This is a genomic window from Acinetobacter sp. YH01024, assembly GCF_013420195.1.
In the GTDB taxonomy this organism is placed as follows: Bacteria; Pseudomonadota; Gammaproteobacteria; order Pseudomonadales; family Moraxellaceae; genus Acinetobacter; species Acinetobacter amyesii.
This window is the reverse complement of record NZ_VOYQ01000002.1, coordinates 151533-169904: the sequence shown is the minus strand read 5'-3', so window position 1 is coordinate 169904 and position 18372 is coordinate 151533. Positions and strand designations below refer to the sequence as shown.

Below are 18372 nucleotides of genomic sequence, written 5' to 3'. Positions count from 1 at the left end.
GTATAATAATTAAAAACCTCCCATGAGTTGTATTTGATTATGCATGTACTCGAAAAAGCGAAAAAGCCTTTAAACGCAATCAAAGACAGTGTTGTAGACGTCAATGCGGTAAATTTCTGGTTGCAGAAATTTAATCCGTTATGGTCTGGTAATCAGGCACTCGGCAAAATTGTACAAAAAGAAAATGCAGCAAATGAGATGGTCAGCCTAACCATACAGGTGAACCGTTTATTTAAAATTGGCGAAGCTGGTCAGCATCATCCTGTTTTTGCTCGCGTAAATGGTATTCGTTACGAACGTACTTATAGTTTGACTCAGTTAGATGATCAACACGTATTGCTTAGTGTAAAAAAAGTGAATACGGGTATTGTGAGTACTTGGCTCGTAGAACAAGCGCAAGTGGGCGATATCTTAGAATTTGGTCAGCCTTTTGGTGATATGACTTTGGTGTCAAATTCTGCGCCGTTGCTACTATTGGCTGCGGGTAGTGGTATTACGCCAATGTTAAGTTTGTTGAAAACGATGAGCAAAACCAAGCAAATTGCGGAGCAACCAATTCAGTTAATGTATTGGGTTAAGTATCACGATGATGCCGCATTCAAATTACGCTTCGAAGCTTTGGCAAATCAATATCCAAACTTTAAATTTCAAATTTTCTTTACCCAAGAAGATGTTCCCGATCCACGATTAAATGCCGCTCACGCTGCTCAAATTGACGACATTGAGTACAGTACAGTGTTTGCATGTGGTCCATCAGGTTTCGTCACTCAGGCCGAAGCATTATTTGATCATGCACAGTGCTTTATGAGTGAAGCATTTAGCATGAGTCCAATTGCAACGGATGACATTGGCTTTGTGAATGTCACGCTTACACAATCCAATAAAACCGTCAGTATTCCAAAAGGCCAATCAATTCTAGCCAGTCTTGAACAGCAAAATATCAAACCAAATCACGGTTGCCGTATGGGCATTTGTAATAAATGTGCCTGCAACAAAGTAGAAGGTTCGACTAAAAATATGGTCAATGGTAGCCAAAATACAGAGCCGGGTAATTTACTCAAAATTTGTGTGAACTCAGCACAGTCAGATCTTGTTATTGATTTATAAGGTAGAAAAAATATGAACATGCCTGTAAAAATTGAATATTTTAAAAATCCTAAAAACCGTGAGTTAACCCAATCGCAATTAGATGAACTTGCGCGTGAGCTTGACGCAATTAAGCAAGAAGTTTTAGATGACTTAGGTGAAAAGGATACGAAATACATTCGCCGTGTATATTCGACTATTCGATATTCATCTATGGCGGGTCGTGCATTATTGTTTGCAGGTTGGTTTCCGCCAGCGTGGATTTTAGGCACAGGTCTTTTAGGTTTTGCCAAAATCATGGAAAACATGGAATTAGGTCATAATGTCATGCATGGTCAATATGACTGGATGAATGATCCTAAATTCAATGGTCAGACTTATGAATGGGATATCGTGGGTACTGCAGATAACTGGCGCCAAACTCACAATTTTAAACATCATACCTATACCAACATTAAAGGTATGGATGATGATATTGGTTATGGTCTCGTTCGTTTGTTCCCAGAACAGCGTTGGAAGCCGGGCTATCTATTACAACCGATTTATAGCATTCCATTTTGCTTATTGTTCCAATGGGGTGTTGCCATTCAAAACCTTGAATTGGGTAAATACTTTAAAGGTCGCAAAACAAAACAGCAGACCAAAGAAGAATGGAAGCCAATGCAAGCCAAAATCGGCAAGCAATTATTTAAAGACTATGTGTTCTTCCCGCTTATTGCAGGGCCTGCAGCATTACCTGTGCTCACAGGGAACCTCGTTGCGAATGGTCTTCGTAATATTTGGACATTTAGTATTATTTTCTGTGGTCACTTCACCAAAGATGTTGAAGTTTTCCCGAAAAAAGTACTTGAAAATGAAAGCCGTGGACATTGGTACATGCGTCAAATCCGTGGTTCTTCAAACCTTACTGGTTCAGAAGCATTTCACATTTTGACAGGGCATTTAAGCCATCAGATCGAACACCATTTATACCCTGACGTTCCTGCGCGTCGTTATCGTAAAATGGCGCCAAAAGTGCAGGCGGTCTGTGAAAAATATGGTTTGAACTATAACAACGCAAGTTTAGTGAAACAGTACGGCAGTGTACTAAAACGTATTGTGAAATATGCGTTTCCATTTAAAAAGTAATAAACGCTACACTAAATTTACGGGAAAAAAAGCCATGCAATTGCATGGCTTTTTTATATTAACTTTGGGGAAAATATTTATTTCAATTTTTGATATGTAATTTGAGGATCTTAATCAAATTCATATAATTTCCTTTTTTAGCCATACGAATGACCAATTCAATTTCTTCTTTCGTCCACATCTGGCGAGTGGCTGAGAAGGCAAATTGAGCAAGGAGTACAAATGGATTTTCGCCAAATTTAATATGGAGGCCTTTGACATATTTCGGTGGATTGAATTGATTCATATTCTTTTCCCGCTTTTAATATTTGACCGCATTATTTCTAATTAATGAGAAAAATAGCACACTATAAAGTCAAAATAAAAGCAGAATTTTCAAAATTTAATCATATATTAGAGCGACTTAAATTTAAGTTTGTGATTGTTAACTTTGATTAATAAACCAAACTAAATCACTCGACTTTAGTCGAGTTCAGGTAGGCGTTTATCCTTTCCATTCATGAAATGGTGGGTGGCCAATTCGAACATAGCGAGGTCTTCATCGCTATTTCCATAGGCATAAACATGCTCATAGTCTTGAAGGTTAAATTGCTCCAAAACGCGATTTTTCTTTTGCTCACCACTACAGTCTAAGGTTTCATATAAACCAGTCAGTTTTTGGTTATTGGTTGCAGTTTCAGTACAGATCAGTTTGACCCCGAGCTTTTCCGCCACAGGTTTAAGATATAAATCGACGGATGCAGAAACCAATACGACTTCATGACCGCGTTTTTGGTGTTGCTGTAATTGTTCATACAGTGAAGGATTGAGTTCTGACATCAAATGTTCAGCATATTGTGCTGCTTGATTTAAAACCTGCTCATGATTGGCTTGGCTAAACATTGCAGCATAAAGGCGAGGACGCATTGCATGTGCAGGATATAGCTTGAGATAATAGCCTTGAATCCAAGGGAGAATTTTAATCCCTTGGCGCACGATATGCCGTTTAGGCAGGGAATAGAAGATGAACCCTGTAAAACTGTCTTTGTTACACAGGGTTCCGTCAAAATCAAATAAGGCTAGAGTTTTAGATTTTTGATGCGGCGCATGCATGTTTGATAACGTCCATCGACTCGTGTGGCAAACCAATTGGTATTGTAATCACGGCTTAATTTCGGCCCCGAAATTACGACTTCAGGCATCATGGCATAAAACGGTTCTTTACCAGTCTTTTCTTGGTACAACTTTTTGACCGCTTTATACGTCAAAGTATCTTCAAAGTCCTGATCTTTTTCTTTTTTAAGATCTGAACGAATTTGACGTGGCGTCGCGATCACATTGTTTTCTGCAAAAACGGCAATCAGCGCGGTTTCAGACTGGCTTTTTGCTGAACGTGGAGAACCATCTTTATTATAAAGCAAGAGGTCACCATCTAAGCCGAGCTCAGCAGGGGTTAAGTCATTTAACATGCTTTGGAATGCCGCATTACGACTCGAATAACGACCCGAGTTATAATCTGCAAAACGATAAATTGGTTTGTCATATTCAGCTGGATACATCATTAAACGGTGGATGCCATAATACAAACCGCCATATTGGCTATACATGTCTGTACGCAGTGCAGCAATATTTCCACCTTGGCGTTTGTGGTCTTTGGCATAGCCTATATGGACTTGCATCGAACCCAAAGTGGTAATTGGGTTGAGCTTTTCACCAATATCTTGTCCAACCAGTTTCGCTGCGCCTGTTAATGCACTCACGTGATAATGTTTAGACATATAGTCAAAAATTTCACGATATAGTTCGTCTAGTTCACGTTCAGTTTGAACACGGCGCATTTGGCTCAAATAGTTATCTTCTGGACTTGGCTGATTTTTTAACACATCTTGGAAATAGCCAGCGACTGTACCACCGATGCCATCACCCAATTTATCTTTAAACTTTTCTTCAAGACGATCTTGAACTTCTTTAACGGCTTTTTCACCGAGTCCCGGCACATGTGGGTCAGCAACAAAATTGGACTCTTGATCGACCACAGCAACAATCGTACAGACATTTTCTTTCGTGGTCGGAATACCGAGCTGATCACTAATGTCATAGATATCATTGGCCCATGAAAGACGTTCATTCACGCGAGGTGGAATGGCTTTTTTAATCTGTTCTGCTTCCATAGTGGGTTCATCTTTGCTCCACCATGAACCATTACCACAGGCAGCCAAGCCAATGGATAAAGCCAGTACAGAAAGGGATTTAAAGCATAATGTGGTCGAAAAAGTTTTGTTCATATTTTCCAATAAACTCAGCCATATGGGGGCGACAAAGCAGGAGCAGTATACTATGCAAAATACATAAGTAATGAATAAATATGTATATGCCTCATAGGGGACTGTCAATCTATTTATGGAGATCTACGCGTGTAAAAACAAGCAGTTCTGTCAGGATGATTGGAAAAAGAATGCTTTTTGAGCTAAATAGATGAATATTCCAATATCATTTTCAACAGATTATAAAAATGAAGGTATATACTAGCTGAAATCCATAATTTTTTAAGGGAATTATTATGCCAGCTAAATTTTTCAGTCGTTTCTTGGGTTTGATTGCGTTAGTTATGGTATTGGGGGCAATCATTATTAACTTTGTTGTGGCTAAACCGATGGTGGAATATTGGATCTTACTCTTATTACCTTGTTTTGCTGTTCCAATTTTAACCTCAGTGATGATCACGAAGGATGAAAATCTTTAACATCATCGTTCAGTAAATCTATTTTTCAATCCAATAGATGATGAATACACAGTCTTTGCAAAAAGCTCACATCGGGTGGGCTTTTTTGTCGATATGTCTAAAGTCTTTTATACTGAGCAAATGAGAAAGTTAAAACGCCAGCACAAATTAACGGTATCAACCGTGGTTTGGTCAACTGAACAAGATGCCGTGTTGATCGAACATGCAGATTTAGCTATGTCTGAATTAATCCAGCGCTTGGGATTTAGTGAAGAAGACATTTTACAAAGAAAAGAAGTATTAGGTTTAAACCGGCGGGCACGTCAAATTCAACGTTTATATTTTAAATAATTGAAGTCAAATTCATTGAAAACTGCGAAAGACTTAAAATGTCTGTGAATTTAAAAACCCACAATCTGTGGGCTTTTAAATTTTTGCTCAATTATTTTGCAACAGCTTCAGAAGCAGGAGCCGCTTCAGTTGCGTCTTGAGCAACTTCAGTTGTTTGAGCTTCAGATGCAGCAGCTTCAACTTTTTGTTCTTCAGCAGCAAATGTAGTTGCAGCAGCAGCAGAGATAAGTGTAGCGAAAAGTAATTTGTTTAAAGTTTTCATGATTCAATCTTCAGTCTATTTTTTTGGAAAAAACAACTTAATGTATTAATCATGATAAAAGTGTAATTAAAATGGGTTGTTATGTGTCTAGCTTGTGAACACTTACGAAAAACTTATCAAAATAAATCAATAGTTTGAAATTTATCACAAAATAATATGTGTCTTTAAATTGTCGTTTATTATTTGAAAGGCTTTAAAAAGAAAAACCCGAATAAATCGGGAAGTGTATTTTACGTTGTTATTACAGCGAAACTTACACACTTTCGCTTAATAACAATTTAGCGCTCAATTATGACGCCATGATGAAAAGGAGGTTATTCAGCAGGGCATTCAATTTTGAGTTTTTCTTTGTAATAGTCCTGTGCAATCTTCAAATCATTCAACATTTTATCTTGAGTATAGTCTTGGGCTGCGAGTTTGAGCATGGCAGGCATATAGTTGGTTTTATATTCATGAGGGTAGTCATGACATAAGACTTGTGTTTTTTCCTTGATAGATGTGCTTGGGGCATCTAAAACATCAAGGTATTGACTGATTTGCGCATCTGACTGCTCAAATTGTTGAGTCGCTTGTTCCGTTGTTAAATCAGCGTTTTGGCTTTCAGCTGCAGCCACCTCGTCATTGGGTTGTTGGCAGGCAGTAAGAATGGTAGCGAAAAATATAAAAGAGAGAATTTTCAATTTTTTCATAAAGTTCAACTCACTGATGTGAATTTATAGATTTAAGTTTTCAATGATTTTAGCAGTATCCCTCTATAGTAACACCTGTACAGGCAGATCTGCTGAAAGTCTGATGTTGAATCGATAGTGTGTTAACTACATGGCTGATGCATAAGTTTCAACGACTCTTAAGCAAAAGCGTAGAAATTTTTGTTTGGAATTACTAAACTATCGCATTGCAAATTTGCCGTCCAATTCCGAAGCTTCAAATTCCTCAATTCAATCGTTGAGCAATGTTGATATTCATTGTCATCATTCAATTGCATAATCATTGCCATGAAACGTTTTTACGCTCAACAGATTTTGCGAACATACATTTGAATTTAGCATTGTAAAAGTGGCTTGGAAGATTTCGAATGTGGTTCGGGCATCATTTGCTAAATATAGCTAGAGGTTAAAACATTGAGTCAACATCCTGTCATTCAAGAATTATTCGATCGTCCCATCGAGAGAAAACTGTGGGTGGCACCTATGGCAGGTGGGTTAGATTACGTTACTATTTACAATAACATCCAATTTAATGAGTATAAATAGTGCATTATCTAACCAAAATTATTAACGGACTAACAATTTGCTTCCTAGCATCAGTGAATTGCTATGCTAAAGATGAACCATCAAATGCTCATAATGTAATTGAATTTAAATGGTACGAAGCCAAAAATTATTACAACAGAATAATGAGAGAGTCTAGAGAAGCCAAAAGGAATGATAGTGATTGTGAGAAAAAACTGGATAGCTGTGATAAAGATATGAAAAGCTATCTTTATTACCCGAAAGCATTAGCTGACGCAAAAGCTCGCTTAGAAGCAGCTGAAAGTAAACTATATGAGAAAATATCATTAGAATTTAATGCAGAGAATGCTGGGGTTCAGAAAGATTAATACTTTTATAAGAAGCGGCGTAATCAGAAAAGTCTTGTCGCGTTAAATAATAGATATTCTTTTCAGAAATATCTAAACTAGCGATATGCTGTAGTGCTCCTGTTTTTGTCCTAGCAAAACTGTCCGCCTCATCCAAATACTGAAATATGAATTCTCTGAGTGTTTTTGCTTAAGTTGCACCTCAGGGTTCAACATTTTTTCAGGGTGCAATTCAATTTCTGCCTCTGCGCGTTTAATCCACTCATCAGCCAAAGACTTTTAGCTAAATGTTTTGGATTGCTTGAATTCTGGGTAGCCTTGAAGTTGTACGCGGACTTGAGCTCTATACCGAGTTGTACCGTCTTTTGTTTGTCGCTTAGTGACTGTACCTATAAATTTGCAACATTGAAATTTCGTGGTGCAAATAGGTTGCAACTAAAGAGCATTAAAAGTCAATACGAAGCGACTAAACGAAGTTAAACGAGGTTAAAAGATTTTGAGTAAAAACAATGTCATTCAAGAATTATTCGATCGTCCCATCGAGAGAAAACTGTGGGTGGCACCTATGGCAGGGGTTACAGATCGCCCATTTCGTACACTTTGCAAATACTTTGGCGCAGGTCATGCTGTTAGTGAAATGATGACGGCAGATAAGACCTTACGCATGAGTAAAAAGAGTCTTTATCGTGCGAATTTTGATGGTGAAATAGCACCTATCTCAGCTCAAATTGCAGGATCAGATCCAGCTGAACTGGCTGAAGCCGCTCGCTATCAAGTGGCAAATGGTGCACAAATTGTCGACATTAATATGGGATGTCCGGCGAAGAAAGTTTGTAATAAGTTGGCAGGTTCTGCGCTGCTCAAAGATGAAGATTTGGTGGCCCGCATTTTAGATGCTGTGGTCGAAGCAGTTGATGTGCCTGTGACCTTAAAAACCCGTTTGGGCTATCTCAATGGTCATGAAAACATTATGCGCGTTGCGAAGCGTGCCGAAGAAGCTGGGATTGCTGCGTTGGCGCTTCATGGTCGTACACGTGAAGATATGTATCTGAATACGGCGCGTTATAGCTTAATTAAAGATGTGAAATCGTTGATCAATATTCCTGTGATTGCCAATGGTGATATTGATACACCTGAAAAAGCCAAATATGTACTGGATTATACTGGTGCTGATGCAGTCATGATTGGTCGTGCAGCTCAAGGTCGCCCATGGATATTCCGTGAAATAGGACATTACCTGACGACAGGTGAGCATATGGCGGCGCCAAGTATTATGGAAGTCCGTGACGTATTGCTTGGACACTTGTCTGAATTATATGGTTTTTATGGCGAATATTCAGGTTGTCGAATTTCACGCAAACATATTGCTTGGTACACCAAGGGTCTACGCTCTAGTAATGAATTCCGCCAAAATATGTATAAAGTTGAATCTACAGCAGATCAATATAAAGTCGTCGAGAACTATTTTAATCACTTACTTGATCATGGTCAGATCATGAGTGATGTTCAAGTTGATCAGGTCAACTTGCTTGAAACCAAATAATTTAAAGCCAAACGAAATGGATCTGCACAATTTGATGCAAAGTAGGCTGCTTTAAGTTAGTTAGATTGATTTGAAATAGATTTAACTAACTTGATTCAAATGATCTGAAACAATTCTTGAATTGTGCATCGATGATGGCCTAAATTACATATAAAAAGCCCTCAATGTTGAGGGCTTTTTATTAGGCATTCATGTTTGAATGACCCGTTGAGCGAGGTCTTAGTTAAAGCGCATTTCTAAAACCAATTGATTGATCAAGTCGGGTGCTTCCAATTCACGTATTTGAGAGACATTAGTTCCTGCCCAAAATGCACCATATTCATGTACGCCATGCTTGCTGGCTGCTGCATGTAATTGTTTGCCTAAATCATAGCTATATGGGTAAGCCGGAACGGTTGGGCGAGTCGGCGTATCAATATCTGTGTGCCAGTTATTGATAATGCCACGTGCAGGCCGGCCTGAAATACTTGATGTAATCTGCGTGATGGGCGCATCAAATAGTGCTTTGCGATAAGCCTCATTTGCATTTGATGTTTTGCATTGCACAAAAGCAGTGCCCAGTTGAACAGCATCTGCACCCAACTCCATAATTTGATAGGCCTGATGTCCATTCATAATGCCACCAGCTGCAACAACGGGGCATTGAATATGGCGTTTCAAGAGCTGAACTAAGTCACGAGTTTTAACGCTGCTATCGAAGTTTTCATTGAAAATGCCACGGTGACCACCAGCTTCAATACCTTGAGCAATCACGATATCAATACCCGCAGCTTCGATCAGTTTAGCTTCTGCTAAGTTGGTTGCAGAAACTAGAGTCAAAATACCCGCTTGTTTCAAGGCCTGGATTTGATGTGGATGTGGAATACCAAAATGGAAGCTTACCGCTTTAGGGCGCGTTTCCAGTAAGAGGTTTAGAAAATGGTCATTATCTTTAAAGCTTGGATAAATACAGTTCAGTGCTTCTGGAGCTTCTGCATTATATTGAGCAAAGCGTGATTTAAATTGCATGATCCATTTGGCAGCAACTTGTTCATCGAGTTCTACTGTATCATGACAAAAGAAATTCACCTGAAAAGGTTGGTCAGTAAGTTCTTGAGTTTGTAAAATTTGCTGACGTGCATTCTCAACACTGCTTGCACCTAAACCCAGTGAACCAAGTCCACCTTGATTTGACACTTCTGCAGCAAGCTCAGGTGTAGAAACACCTGCCATTGGGGCAAGAAATATAGGGTGTTTGATGCCAAGTTTTTCTAATAAAGTCATGTGCATACTCCAATCACTCTAATTACTTTGCCCAAGCGAGTGAAATTAAGCAAATAATATTCGTTATTTCATATCAAAATGGTCTTATGCTTACACGAAAGTTGTACTTGAAATTAAGCGACACCTCGTGTCGTAGTAATGATGTATGACCCGACTTTTGAGGTGGATCCTTTTAAAATAATGCTGTGTTCACTTTAAATTTATAATTCTCCCATGTCTGAACGTATCCGTGAAAAACTGCAAATTTTAGCCGATGCTGCCAAATATGATGTCTCATGTTCTTCGAGTGGTAGTAAGCGCCAAAATAAAGACAAAGGTCTGGGTAATACTGGAAACGGCATTTGCCATAGCTATACCGAAGATGGTCGCTGTGTTTCGTTATTAAAAATTCTATTTTCCAATGTCTGTATTTTTGACTGCGCATATTGTGTGTCCCGTCGAAGTAACGACGTAAAGCGCGCAGCATTTACGGTACAGGAAGTGGTCGATTTGACCATGAATTTTTATCGTCGGAACTATATTGAGGGGCTATTTTTAAGTTCGGGAATTTTTAAATCAGCAGATTACACCATGGAGCGCATGTTGCAAGTGGTGAAAAAGCTGCGTTTAGAAGAAAATTTCAATGGTTATATTCATCTGAAGACCATTCCGGGGGCATCTCAGGAAATCATTACCGAAGCAGGTTTATATGTCGACCGTATGAGTATTAATTTGGAAATGCCGACAGAAGATGGTTTAAAAAAATTTGCACCTGAAAAAAGTCATGTTGAAGTCCAAAAAGACTTAGGTATCGTGCGAGATCGTTTGATTCAATTCAAAGATGAACGAAAAATAATACGCACAGTTCCTAAATTTGTACCCGCAGGACAAACGACGCAAATGGTGGTGGGCGCACATCAAGAGTCTGACCGTGATGTCATACTGATGGCAGACCGTCATTACAAAGAGTTTAAGCTCAAGCGTGTGTATTACTCGGGCTATATTCCAATTAATGAAGAGGAGCGTGCGCTGCCAGCTGTGGGGTCTGCGCCACCTTTATTACGAGAAAATCGGCTGTATCAAAGTGACTGGTTAATGCGTTTTTATGGGTTTGAAGCGACGGAATTGGTCGATGAAGAGCATCCAAATTTAGAATTGGATATTGACCCTAAATTAGCGTGGGCACTGCGTCATCCCGAGCAATTTCCCGTGGATATCAATCGTGCTGAATATCAAATGATCTTACGTGTGCCGGGCATCGGTGTGCGTTCTGCTAAAAAAATTGTTCAAGCACGACGTTTTGGTAAAATTCATATCGACCAATTAAAACGTATGGGTATTTCCTACAACAGAGCACAACATTTTATACGCTGTGAAGATTCACCTAAATTTATTCGTGAACAACAGCCTCATCAAATAAGACAGCAGATTTTGCAAAGTGGCCAGTCGAAATATACGCAGCAAATTTCTCCACAATTGAACTTCGGTTTTTAGGATACAGTCGTGAGTATTTATGTCTTTGATGGCACGATGACAGGATTGTTAAGTTGTGTTTTTCGGGCCTTTCAATTTAAGCAATTTGACATTCAGATTTGTACAGATGGGCAAGTGCAGGCAGGTCTTTTCGCCGAAGTCATTGATGTGGCTAGTCACGATGAACAAGCACAGCGGGTATGGCAAGGATTAAAGCTTAAAGCATCTGAAAGTGCTTTGAAGCAGTTTTATTATGCGTTTTTATCCGAGCAGCAGCAGGCTTTTCAACATTGTTTTAATTTTGCGATTTATGTGTTCCAGCAACAGCGTGATGTGTCTAAAAACTATGGTCATGCTGATGTATTAGGGATGAGCCAATGGGCGAAGCAAGTGGGGCGTGAAAAGCACCGAATGGAAGCTTTTGTGCGCTTTAAAAAATGTCAGGATGGCTTGTTTATCAGTTTAGTCTCACCTGACTTTAATGTATTGCCTTTGATCGAACGGCATTTCAAATCACGCTATCAAGATCAACGTTGGCTGATTTACGATGAAAAACGCAATTATGGCATTTATTATGATTTAAAACTGGTGCATCAAGTGGATATGGATGCCACAACCATAGATAGGCAAATACAATCAGGCCATAGTCAATCCTTTAATATCGAACTGGATGATGATGAGGTTTTGTATGATCAGCTTTGGAAAGATTATTTTAGAAGTGTCAATATTGAAGCCCGACGTAATATGAAATTACATGTGCAGTATGTGCCACGTCGTTATTGGCGTTATATGAATGAGAAAGCGATTTAATTTCAAATCATTTGAAGAATTTCGGGCATAATGATTGCGCTTTTGATTGTTTAAGTGAGACTTTGATGAAATTATTTCTTGTTACGACCATTTTGACGACAATGGCATTAACGGCGTGTTCTGCAAATGAACAAGAAAAGAAAACATTCGATCCAAAAAGTTATCAAGTTGCTGATACTGCTGGATTACAACGACGCTTTGAACAATTAAATCAAACTCTAGCTATAGATTTTAGCCAACTGAAAAAAGTAGAAAGTTTGGCTTTTTCAGACCAATCCGCTTTAGATGTTCATAACTTAAAAACTTTAAATCAGCATTTTGTTGCCAACACCGCTTTAAAAAGCTCAAAAATTGCCTATTGCGAAGTAATGAATCATTATTTTTCTGAAATGTATCATCTCGGACATGTGAACTTAGCCTTGGTGAAAGACGTTAAACTGCCAAATGCCGCAAACGAAGATTTGAGTCAGGTATTTGCGAATGCAGACCAATTTTATGATTTTATTATCAACCGCTATACCACATACAAACAGGCACAAGAAACCATGCAATATGGTTGTAATCTAAAAGCAGCTCTGACAGATTAAAAAAAGCCCCTCATTTGAGGGGCTTTTTATTTACTGAAATTAGCAGCCTGTTAGTTTTTCCGGTTGTGGACGTTCACCAGGGAAGAAGATTGGACGTAGTTTGACGCCAATACCGTTCCCAATGAAGGCAAATACTAACCATAACCAACCGTGTAAACTACCTGAAGCGATACCGCTGAAATATGCACCAATGTTACAGCCGTATGCTAAACGTGCGCCATAACCCAACATCAAACCACCGATCACAGCTGCTAGCAGTGAACGTTTTGGGATATTAAAGTTCGGTGCAAATTTGCCTGCTAGGCTCGCTGCGAGTAAAGCTCCGAGCATGATGCCGAAATTCATCATTGACGTAATATCAAACCATAATGATTCGGTCAGTGCTTTGGCATTTGCAGGTTGCTGCCAATATGCCCAAGATGCAACATCGATCCCCATGATACTTGCTGATTTTGCTGCCCAAACGGCTAAGGCAGAGGTCATGCCCCAAGGACGGCCTGCAAGTGCGAGTGTGGCAAAGTTTAGTAAAGTCAGGATAATTCCGCCCCAAACCAATGGCCATGGACCACGTAGAAAGCGTTTCCAGCCGTGTTGGTTAGCTTGCGGCTCAACTTCAAGCTGACCATGGCGTTTCTTTTCAAAGTAAACTGTTGCTGCTGCAATGATTGCAAAAACTACAAAGTTTAATGCCAGTGCAGGAACTACACCAAAGCTTTTGACTAAAGAAATCGGCTCAAAGTGGGGAAGGTCAAACCACCATTGAATATGTGAAGTTGCAATCAGTGAACCTGTACAGAAAAAGATCAACATTACAATCATACGTGCGCTACCAGCGCCCACAGTGTACAGTGTACCTGATGCACAGCCTCCGCCGACTTGCATACCAATACCAAAAATAAAGGCACCGATCATCACGGACATTGAAACAGGATTAACGTTACCTTTGACTGGGTTGCCAAATAATTCACCCGCACCTAAAGCAGGGAAGAAGAGCAGTATAGCCAAAGCCAACATGATCATTTGTGCACGCAAGCCACGACCACGACGCTCTTTAATAAAGACACGCCAACTTGAGGTAAAACCAAAAGATGCGTGATAAAGGGTCATACCCAAAGCACCGCCAATTAAAAATAGCAATGCTTGGTTAACGCCTACAACCAGATAAGCACCAAGGGTGCCTAAAATTAATAAAACAAAAGCCACCCAAATCGATACATTGGATCGATTGGCTGGCGTAGCAATAAAAGACATGGGAAAAAAAAGCTTAAAAAATGTATCTCTATTTTACGGTTTTTATATATTGTAAAAATTAATATTGTTTGGAATTCACACAATCATTGCTGTGAATAATTGATTTTCAATATTTGTAAAACTGATAAAAGAAACATTAAACTGGATTTACATTAAATAAAGAACCAATCCAACTTGAAAATAGCATGGCTGCAATGCCCCAGAGTGCAACACGTAGACTGCCTTTCAACATAGAAGTACCTGCTGCATAACTGGCCAAGGCACCGAGGAGTGCTAGGGAAATTACGCCAACGGCCATAACAGTTTTTTCAATATGCATGTCAGCACTGATCAAGATCGCAACCATCGGAAATAGCGCACCAATTGAAAATGCTAAAGCCGATGAGAGTGCTGCTTGAATGGGTTTTGCTGCGGTATTGTCATGGATTCCAATTTCATCTCGTGCATGGGCCTCTAGTGCATCATGGGCAGTTAATTGGACTGCAACTTCATGTGCTAGGTTCGGCTCTAACCCACGATTTACATAAATTTGAGTCAGCTCTTTAAGCTCCATATCTGGGTTACGTTGTAATTCTTTATGCTCCATGTGAAGATCTGCTTTTTCGACGTCTTCTTGAGATTTCACAGAGATATATTCGCCCGCAGCCATAGAGGTTGCACCAGAGATGAGTCCTGCAATGCATGTAATGAGTAAGGTATGGCTAGAAGCACCACTTGCAGCCATGCCCATAATTAAACTGGTGACGGAAATAATGCCATCATTTGCACCGAGTACAGATGCACGTAGCCAACCTGTACGTTCCATAAAATGTTTTTCGGCATGATGTGAGTAAGACATTCTTTTCTCTAAATTTGTTATTTATATGACCTCATAAGATTGACCTGACATCAGTTAAATTTCAAGTTAAAAATAGATTGAAACAGTAAGTTGAATAAAATACAGATATAAAAAAAGCACCCGAAGGTGCTTTTTTTTAAGAATGCTTATTGTTGAGCTTTTTCTTTCACGTTTGCTGCACCTTGCTCAACAGCACCTGCAGTTGCAGCAGTCGCGTCTTTAGCTGCTTCTTTTGCATTGTGTGCAGCAGCTTCAGCATTTTCTGCAGCATTGTCAGCTGCTGTCGCAGTTGCAGTTGCAGCATTATCTACAGCAGTAGCTGTCGCAGTTGCCGCTTCTGAAGTTGCATCAGCAATGTCATGGCCTGCTTGGTCAGCAGCGTTTTCTAGGTGTTCACCAGTTGTTGCACCTGTTTCTGGCGCTTTGTCTTTATTACAGCCAACAAGTGCAACAGTTGCAGCCAAACCTAAAGCAACAAGTAATTTATTCATTTTGATCTTTCCTTTTGTTGTTATGCCCGTAGCATGGGCTGAATTTATATTAGCTGAAAAAATATTCAAAAATCGATCAAAAATTGTTGATTTAGTGTAATTTTATCCAGCATATTTTGTAGTTTGAAAGGCTTTATATCTACTTATGGCGTTAAGGGTTTTGACTAAATAATTCTTCAATTGAAGTCACAAGTAGATAGATAAATTCACTGTCTTCATGGCGCCATAAATATATTTCTTCCCCCAATTGTGTATCGTCAACCGTGCGCATCAATAAATAATTACCATCGCCGTTATGTGCAATGGCAACGCTGTTTTCAGGGAAGTCTTCGATTTCACTTATGGATTGATGTTCTGCGGCTAGATGATTCGTTGTACGTTTTATTCTTTTCACATCGCTGGTGTCCTGGAAGGGGAAGAGCCACCATGCTTCGATATCATCACCATCTTCAAATTCATCCGCACTAGAAAAGCTAATGCCGAATTCGCCACCATTTTCAATTTGCATTTTGGCTTTATATTTTTCTGGAAACTTAAATCCTAATTGTTCTTCAGTTGCCGTAATAAATTTTAAGTCTAATGGAAAGGGCATGATATTGTTCTTAAATTATTTTGATATTTTATGAATAAGCTAGGCGTAAATTTTAGTCAATATTTTTTACACTAGTTATTTTTATCCTAGATGTTTTAGTTATGGACATAAGGGCCATAAAAAAGCCTGCAATCAATGCAGGCTTTTTTGAGAAATTAATCCATTAAGATTAAAGACCAGCAGATGCTTTAAGCGCTTCCACTTTGTCAGTTTTTTCCCATGTGAATGCGGTATCAGAACCTTCACGACCAAAGTGACCATACGCAGCAGTTTGTTGGTACATCGGTTGGATCAAGTTCAACATACGAGTAATACCGTATGGACGTAAGTCAAAGTGTTCACGTACAAGTGCAATAATCAAATCTTCAGATACTTTTGCAGTATTGAATGTGTTGATCGAGATAGATGTTGGTTCTGCAACACCAATCGCGTACGACACTTGAATTTCACATTTGTCAGCCAAACCAGCAGCCACAATGTTTTTAGCAACATAACGACCTGCATAAGCAGCAGAACGGTCAACTTTTGATGGATCTTTACCAGAGAACGCGCCACCACCGTGACGAGCCATACCACCGTAAGTATCTACAATGATTTTTCGGCCTGTTAAACCACAGTCACCTACAGGGCCGCCAATCACGAACATACCTGTTGGGTTGATATGGAATTTAGTGTCTGCATGGAACATTTCAGCAGGAATCACTTTTTTCACAATTTCTTCAATTACCGCTTCTTTCAATTGAGCTTGAGTAATTTTTGGATCGTGCTGAGTTGAAAGTACAACTGCGTCTAAGCGAACTGGCATGCCATTTTCATAAGCAAATGTTACTTGGCTTTTTGCATCAGGACGTAACCAAGCAAGTTTGCCTTGTTTACGTAGTTCAGCTTGTTTTTCCATTAAGCGATGCGCATATGAAATCGGTGCTGGCATAAGCACATCAGTTTCACGGCTTGCATAACCAAACATTAAACCTTGGTCGCCCGCACCTTGATCTTCTGGTTTTTGACGGTCTACACCTTGAGCAATTTCAGGTGATTGTTTACCGATCATGTTGATCACGGCACAAGTTGAACCATCAAAGCCAAGATCTGAATGATGGTATCCGATACCATTTACGGTATTACGAACAATCGCTTCAAAGTCAACATTTGCAGTTGTTGTGATTTCACCGGCAAGTACAACCGCACCCGTTTTTACAAGCGTTTCACAAGCAACCCGTGCATATGGGTCTTCTTTTAAGATTGCATCCAAAATAGCATCACTGATTTGGTCAGCCATTTTATCCGGATGGCCTTCGCTTACAGATTCCGAGGTAAATACAGCGTACTCGCGCATAAGTCCTATCACAGTTAAATTTAAAGACGCAATATGTTACATCGAGAAAGCGTTTAGGACTAGCTCAACATGACCAAATTGGATGAAATTAATTCATTTCAATGACTTTTTAATTGATATAGGCATCTAAAAAATTGATATGAGCTATGGATTTCTCAATTTAATTTTTTATGATGAGATAAAACTGAGATATTTTGTTTTGGCACAAGCAACAATGGGATTAGGCGTTAAAATGCCTAAAGTGGCATTTTAAGTGAATCAATTATAAGAAAAAATCAAATCAATATCCTGAGATTTATCAATAATGAATGTCATGAACTGCCAGAATATGACTGTAAACGACAATTATTCGTTTAATTTGAAAAATAAAACACAATAAGTGCGGGCTTTTGAGACTTGGTACGCAAATTGCCTATTTGTCATTACGTTGAATGGGGAAACGTAATGAAACAGTCTGGTTTTACACTCATTGAAATTATGATCGTGGTGGCAATCATCGGTATTTTGGCTGCAATTGCTACTGTATCTTACAATGGCTATGTCGCTCGGGCGCAAGTGGCTGAAGTATTAACAATGATTTCACCCTATAAATTAAAACTGATTGAAAATTATTCAGTGGAGCAAAGCTGTGTAGATTTGAATACAGCGTTGAATGAAAGTATCAGTACCAAGTATATTGCGAGTAGTGAAATTACTGATGTGGCAGGAACGTGTTCAGTGGTTTTTACCTTTAAATCAACAGATGTCAATTTTGCTCTTCGCTCAAAGCAGATCTATTTTAGTATTCCAGATGGTTTAAATGGTGCTTGGAATTGTCAATCTGATGATATTTCGCAGCGAAATTTACCTGCTACATGTCGTGGTATATAAATATTGAATGTGAAACCGTGAGTATATTGGATAAGTGCTGATTTCAAAGGGATGAGTTTGCTGTTTGAGTTACCCAAACCGTAGAGGGTGTATTTTATATGAAATCAAATTTCAAATGGTCATTTATCTGGATCGGCTTTGGCTGCTATTTATATTCACGATTTCCATTCGATGTAGCGGACTTTTATCAGTTATGAAGCGGTTGCTTTCTCTGCCAAACTCTAAATATGCA

General features: G+C 39.1%; 21 protein-coding genes and 1 pseudogene. 10 read left to right on the top strand and 12 right to left on the bottom strand.

Annotated features, from left to right (window positions below; all coding sequences use genetic code 11):
* The first annotated feature begins 39 nt into the window (after positions 1 to 39).
* Positions 40 to 1107 (top strand): ferredoxin reductase, encoded by a 1068-nt coding sequence (locus FTT88_RS02090; RefSeq protein WP_180003808.1) that lies wholly within the window; start codon positions 40 to 42, stop codon positions 1105 to 1107.
* Between the two features lie 12 nt (positions 1108 to 1119).
* A complete protein-coding gene (locus tag FTT88_RS02085; RefSeq protein ID WP_180003810.1) occupies positions 1120 to 2214 on the top strand; it encodes an acyl-CoA desaturase in 1095 nt (364 codons plus the stop codon).
* Between the two features lie 82 nt (positions 2215 to 2296).
* Here the strand turns inward: FTT88_RS02085 and FTT88_RS02080 are convergent, their stop codons facing one another.
* The 3 genes from FTT88_RS02080 to FTT88_RS02070 all read right to left on the bottom strand — a co-directional run bounded on the left by FTT88_RS02080 (position 2297) and on the right by FTT88_RS02070 (position 4478).
* A complete protein-coding gene (locus FTT88_RS02080; protein WP_180003812.1) occupies positions 2297 to 2500 on the bottom strand; it encodes a hypothetical protein in 204 nt (67 codons plus the stop codon).
* 176 nt (positions 2501 to 2676) lie between these two features.
* A complete protein-coding gene (locus tag FTT88_RS02075; protein WP_180003814.1) occupies positions 2677 to 3306 on the bottom strand; it encodes an HAD-IB family hydrolase in 630 nt (209 codons plus the stop codon).
* On the bottom strand, positions 3273 to 4478 hold the full coding sequence (locus tag FTT88_RS02070) for a DUF1615 domain-containing protein (RefSeq protein ID WP_180003816.1): 1206 nt from the start codon (positions 4476 to 4478) through the stop codon (positions 3273 to 3275). The genes FTT88_RS02075 and FTT88_RS02070 overlap by 34 nt, the downstream gene beginning before the upstream one ends.
* 275 nt (positions 4479 to 4753) lie before the next feature.
* Here FTT88_RS02070 and FTT88_RS02065 point away from each other — a divergent pair, with 275 nt between their 5' ends.
* Positions 4754 to 4936, top strand: a complete 183-nt coding sequence (locus FTT88_RS02065; RefSeq protein WP_168377709.1) for a hypothetical protein — start codon at positions 4754 to 4756, stop codon at positions 4934 to 4936.
* Positions 4937 to 5029: 93 nt separating this feature from the next.
* Positions 5030 to 5266, top strand: coding sequence for an acyl-CoA thioesterase (locus FTT88_RS02060; protein WP_257223033.1), 237 nt, complete (start codon positions 5030 to 5032; stop codon positions 5264 to 5266).
* Positions 5267 to 5357: 91 nt separating this feature from the next.
* Here FTT88_RS02060 and FTT88_RS02055 read toward each other — a convergent pair whose 3' ends face one another.
* Together FTT88_RS02055 and FTT88_RS02050 are read right to left on the bottom strand one after the other, a co-directional pair.
* Positions 5358 to 5528, bottom strand: coding sequence for a hypothetical protein (locus tag FTT88_RS02055; RefSeq protein ID WP_180003818.1), 171 nt, complete (start codon positions 5526 to 5528; stop codon positions 5358 to 5360).
* 314 nt (positions 5529 to 5842) lie between these two features.
* On the bottom strand, positions 5843 to 6217 hold the full coding sequence (locus FTT88_RS02050) for a hypothetical protein (protein WP_180003820.1): 375 nt from the start codon (positions 6215 to 6217) through the stop codon (positions 5843 to 5845).
* A 563-nt stretch (positions 6218 to 6780) separates the two neighbouring features.
* Between FTT88_RS02050 and FTT88_RS02045 the strand changes: the two genes are divergently transcribed.
* On the top strand, positions 6781 to 7128 hold the full coding sequence (locus FTT88_RS02045) for a hypothetical protein (protein WP_180003822.1): 348 nt from the start codon (positions 6781 to 6783) through the stop codon (positions 7126 to 7128).
* A 16-nt stretch (positions 7129 to 7144) separates the two neighbouring features.
* Here the strand turns inward: FTT88_RS02045 and FTT88_RS17255 are convergent.
* Positions 7145 to 7500: pseudogene (locus tag FTT88_RS17255) on the bottom strand (site-specific integrase); the annotation flags it as partial.
* A gap of 103 nt (positions 7501 to 7603) precedes the next feature.
* On the opposite strand from FTT88_RS17255, the gene dusB reads away from it, so the two are divergent.
* Positions 7604 to 8650 carry a tRNA dihydrouridine synthase DusB gene (dusB, locus tag FTT88_RS02040; RefSeq protein ID WP_180003824.1) on the top strand — a complete coding sequence of 349 codons (1047 nt, stop codon included), beginning with the start codon at positions 7604 to 7606 and terminating at the stop codon, positions 8648 to 8650.
* 219 nt (positions 8651 to 8869) lie between these two features.
* Here dusB and FTT88_RS02035 read toward each other — a convergent pair whose 3' ends face one another.
* The gene (locus FTT88_RS02035; RefSeq protein WP_180003826.1) at positions 8870 to 9913 is read right to left on the bottom strand and encodes a nitronate monooxygenase family protein; all 1044 of its coding nucleotides are present in this window, start codon (positions 9911 to 9913) and stop codon (positions 8870 to 8872) included.
* Positions 9914 to 10126: 213 nt separating this feature from the next.
* Here FTT88_RS02035 and FTT88_RS02030 point away from each other — a divergent pair, with 213 nt between their 5' ends.
* The 3 genes from FTT88_RS02030 (at position 10127) to FTT88_RS02020 (ending at position 12762) form a co-directional block, all read left to right on the top strand.
* Positions 10127 to 11386: a putative DNA modification/repair radical SAM protein gene (locus FTT88_RS02030; protein ID WP_078193581.1), complete on the top strand. Its 1260-nt coding sequence runs from the start codon at positions 10127 to 10129 to the stop codon at positions 11384 to 11386.
* A 9-nt stretch (positions 11387 to 11395) separates the two neighbouring features.
* Complete coding sequence (locus FTT88_RS02025) at positions 11396 to 12175, top strand: TIGR03915 family putative DNA repair protein (RefSeq protein ID WP_180003828.1); 780 nt, start codon at positions 11396 to 11398, stop codon at positions 12173 to 12175.
* A gap of 65 nt (positions 12176 to 12240) precedes the next feature.
* The gene (locus tag FTT88_RS02020) at positions 12241 to 12762 is read left to right on the top strand and encodes a hypothetical protein (RefSeq protein WP_180003830.1); all 522 of its coding nucleotides are present in this window, start codon (positions 12241 to 12243) and stop codon (positions 12760 to 12762) included.
* A gap of 39 nt (positions 12763 to 12801) precedes the next feature.
* Here the strand turns inward: FTT88_RS02020 and FTT88_RS02015 are convergent, their stop codons facing one another.
* From FTT88_RS02015 to metK, 5 genes are all read right to left on the bottom strand, one after another.
* A complete protein-coding gene (locus tag FTT88_RS02015) occupies positions 12802 to 14013 on the bottom strand; it encodes a YeeE/YedE family protein (protein ID WP_180003831.1) in 1212 nt (403 codons plus the stop codon).
* Positions 14014 to 14149: 136 nt separating this feature from the next.
* A complete protein-coding gene (locus FTT88_RS02010; protein ID WP_180003832.1) occupies positions 14150 to 14851 on the bottom strand; it encodes a VIT family protein in 702 nt (233 codons plus the stop codon).
* A 146-nt stretch (positions 14852 to 14997) separates the two neighbouring features.
* A complete protein-coding gene (locus FTT88_RS02005) occupies positions 14998 to 15342 on the bottom strand; it encodes a hypothetical protein (RefSeq protein ID WP_078188782.1) in 345 nt (114 codons plus the stop codon).
* 151 nt (positions 15343 to 15493) lie between these two features.
* On the bottom strand, positions 15494 to 15934 hold the full coding sequence (locus FTT88_RS02000) for an SMI1/KNR4 family protein (RefSeq protein WP_180003833.1): 441 nt from the start codon (positions 15932 to 15934) through the stop codon (positions 15494 to 15496).
* Between the two features lie 169 nt (positions 15935 to 16103).
* Complete coding sequence (gene metK, locus FTT88_RS01995; RefSeq protein WP_078188779.1) at positions 16104 to 17270, bottom strand: methionine adenosyltransferase; 1167 nt, start codon at positions 17268 to 17270, stop codon at positions 16104 to 16106.
* A 444-nt stretch (positions 17271 to 17714) separates the two neighbouring features.
* Here metK and FTT88_RS01990 point away from each other — a divergent pair, with 444 nt between their 5' ends.
* Entirely contained in the window at positions 17715 to 18140 is a 426-nt protein-coding gene (locus FTT88_RS01990; RefSeq protein WP_180003834.1) for a pilin, read from the top strand.
* Positions 18141 to 18372: the final 232 nt, after the last annotated feature.